Origin of the sequence: Actinotalea sp. (assembly GCF_041597215.1) — a bacterium.
GTDB lineage: Bacteria > Actinomycetota > Actinomycetes > Actinomycetales > Cellulomonadaceae > Actinotalea.
On sequence record NZ_JBFHHB010000313.1, the window covers coordinates 1 to 3077 of the forward strand.

Annotated in this window: 4 protein-coding genes; all 4 read left to right on the forward strand. The window is 74.2% G+C overall.

The annotated features are described in order from the left end of the window. Window positions 1-607, forward strand: a 607-nt coding sequence (folK, locus tag ABWK99_RS15215) for a 2-amino-4-hydroxy-6-hydroxymethyldihydropteridine diphosphokinase (RefSeq protein WP_372595538.1), incomplete at its 5' end; no start/stop codon positions are given. Next, window positions 607-1083, forward strand: a complete 477-nt coding sequence (locus ABWK99_RS15220) for a DUF3180 domain-containing protein (RefSeq protein ID WP_372595539.1) — start codon at window positions 607-609, stop codon at window positions 1081-1083. The genes folK and ABWK99_RS15220, both read left to right, overlap by 1 nt. Window positions 1084-1128: 45 nt before the next feature. Beyond that, entirely contained in the window at window positions 1129-1632 is a 504-nt protein-coding gene (locus ABWK99_RS15225) for a PH domain-containing protein (protein ID WP_372595540.1), read from the forward strand. Further along, window positions 1629-3077, forward strand: a 1449-nt coding sequence (locus ABWK99_RS15230) for a PH domain-containing protein (protein ID WP_372595541.1), incomplete at its 3' end; no start/stop codon positions are given. The genes ABWK99_RS15225 and ABWK99_RS15230, both read left to right, overlap by 4 nt.

Sequence of the window (3077 nt, forward strand, 5' to 3'; positions counted from 1 at the left end):
CCGGTGGCCCGCCGCCGATCTCCCGGTGACGATCCCCTTCGCCGGGGAGGACACCGTGGTGCCTGACCGGCTCGACGAGGTCCCCCCGGAGCCCGTTCCGGTGGTCCTCGCCCTCGGGTCCAACCTCGGGGCGAGCCAGGAGATCCTGCGACGAGCGATCGCCGACCTGGGTCGTGTCTCCGGTCTGGTGGTCACGGCGGTCGCTCCCTTGGCTCGCACGGGTGCCGTCGGTGGACCGGAGCAGCCCGACTTCCTCAACACCGTCGTCCTGGCGAGCTGCGAGCTGAGCCCTCGCGCCCTGCTGCGCGAGTGCCAGGGGATCGAGGAGGCCCATGGCCGGGTCCGGGACGAACGGTGGGGAGCCAGGACCCTCGACATCGACCTGGTGCGCTACGGCTCCGTCCTCGCGGTGACCGACGACCTCGAGCTCCCGCACCCGCGCGCCCACGCCCGGGCCTTCGTGCTGGAGCCCTGGGCGCAGGTGGACCCCGACGCCGTGCTCCCCGGGCTGGGCGGTGGCCCCGTCGCACAGCTGGCCACCACGGCGCCCGACCGCGACGGGATCCGGTGGCTCGCCCTCGACTGGTGGACGGACCCGGAGGGGTGATGCAGACCACGCCCTGGACGCGGCTCCTCCTGATCGCCGTTCTGGCTGCGGTCGGGAGCTTCGGCGTGCTCCGGTTGGTCGAGGGCAGGGGCGCGACGGTGCTCGGACCCCCCGTGCTCTCGGCCCTCGTCGTGATCGCCATCGCCGTCGCCGTCGGCGCGGCCGGATGGAACGTGCGTCAGTTCACCCGGGGCAAGCGCCCCGGCCTCGACCCCCTGTTCGCCGCCCGCACCGTCGTCCTGGCGACGGCGGCCGGGTACACGGGGGCGCTGCTGAGCGGGTGGTACGCCGGGCACATCCTCCTCGTCCTGGGCGACCTGGAGTTCGACGGCCGCCGCGAGGTGGCGGTCGCGGCCGCCGTGGCGCTCGTCGCCACCGTCCTGCTGGCCGTGACCGGGCTCGTCGTGGAGCGGTGGTGTCGCGTGCCACCCCCGGAGGACGACGAGCGGGGCAGCCCGGCCGGCTCTCCTGCCTGAACCCGCAGGTGCGGACGGGTGCCCGCACGGTGGAAGGATGCAGTCATGACCGCTCCCTCCCAGGACCCGAGTCCGTTCGACCCCGCAGGGGTCGTGTGGACGCCGGTCTCACCCAGGCTCACGACGGTCCGGCTGGTGACCCTCGCCACGGTGGTCGTCCTCCCGCTCACCGGGGGCATCCTCGCGGCCGTGCTCAGCGGTGTCCCGGGGCTGTGGGCCGTGCCAGGGGTGATCCTGGCGTTCACCCTGTGGCTGCTCATCCTCATCCCGCGCCAGGTGCGTGCCATCGGCTACGCCGAGCGCGACGACGACCTGTTGATCCGGCGCGGCGTGATGATGCGCGCCATGGTCGTCGTCCCGTACGGGCGGCTCCAGTTCGTGGACGTGCACGCCGGCCCCTTGGACCGGATGGCAGGGGTCGCGCGGGTGCAGCTGCACACCGCCTCGGCGAGCAGCGACGCCGCCATCCCCGGGCTGCCCCACGCGGAGGCCTCCCGGCTGCGTGACCGGCTCGCCAGCCGTGGCGAGGCGCGGTTGGCGGGTCTGTGAACCCCGAGCTCGACTGGCAGCGCGTCCACCCGATCACCCCGGCGATCAAGGGGTGGAAGGTGATCGTCGTGCTGCTGGCGATCGTCGTCCAGCAGGTCGGGGTGAACGTCAGCTCCTACGAGGAGATCTCCCGGGACGTGGGCGTGCTGCCCATCCTCGCGTTCCTCGGGCTCGCCCTGCTGGTGGGGTTCGGCTACGCGGCGATCGCGTGGCGGATGACCCGCTACGCGATCGACCGCGACACCGTGTACCTGCAGTCCGGGATCCTGTTCCGTCGTCAGCGCTCGGCCCGGCTGGACCGGGTGCAGGGCATCGACGTGGTCCAGCCCCTGCTGGCGCGCCTCATGGGCCTCGCCGAGCTGAAGTTCGAGGTCGCCGGCGGGGCGAACTCCTCGGTGAGCCTCGCCTTCCTGCGCGAGGGCGATGCTGAGCAGCTGCGCAGCACCCTCCTCGCACGCGCGGCCGGGCTGGAGTCCGCCGAGGGTGAGGCCGCGCCTGCGGCGCCCGAGCGGGAGCTGCTGTCCGTCCAGGCCGGCACGCTCGTCGGTTCCCTGCTGCGGTCGGGATTCGTCCTCACCGTCGCGCTCTTCGCCGTGACCCTCACCGTCGTCTCCGTCTTCCTGCGGGAGCCGGGGCTCGCCGGGAGCATGCTCGTCGGGTTCCTCCCGGTGCTCGCCTTCGTCTGGCAGCGCTTCAGCTCGGAGTTCGCCTTCCGGGTGGCGCAGTCGCCGGACGGCATCCGCCTGCGGCACGGGCTGCTCGAGTCGCGGGCACAGACGGTCCCGCCCGGACGGGTCCAGGCAGTCCGCCTGAGCCAGCCCCTGCTGTGGCGCCGCAAGGACTGGTGGCGCGTCGAGATGAACATCGCCGGGTACGTGCAGGAGGAGAACAAGGCGTCGGAGACGGTGCTGCTCCCGGTCGGGACGCGCGACGAGGCCCTGCTGGCCCTCTGGCTCGTCATCCCCGATCTCGGCGCCCCGGACCCGCGTGGCGTGCTCGAGGACGCGCTGTCGGGCTCGGGCCGGGAGCGCGGGTTCGTCACCAGCCCGGCGAGGGCCAAGTGGCTCGACCCGATCGCGTGGCGACGCAACGGCTACGTGCTGACCGACCGGGCCCTGCTGGTCCGGCGCGGACGGCTGGACCGCCGGCTCGACATCGTCCCGCACGAGCGCACGCAGTCCCTCGGCCTGCGCCAGGGACCGCTGCAGCGGCGCCTGCGCCTGGCGACCGTTGCACTGCACTCCACCCAGGGCCCCGTCCGGCCCGTCGTCGCTCATCTCGGCGCCAGCGCGGCCGGGGCCCTGCTCGGTGCGCAGGCCGCCCGCGCGCGGCTCGCCAGGGCCCAGGCCGGGCCCGAGCAGTGGATGCGGGGTCTGCGGCCCGTCGCGCGGCCCGTCGGCCCGGGCGACGAGCCGGTCGCGCCGCCCGACCCGTCGGTCCCGCCC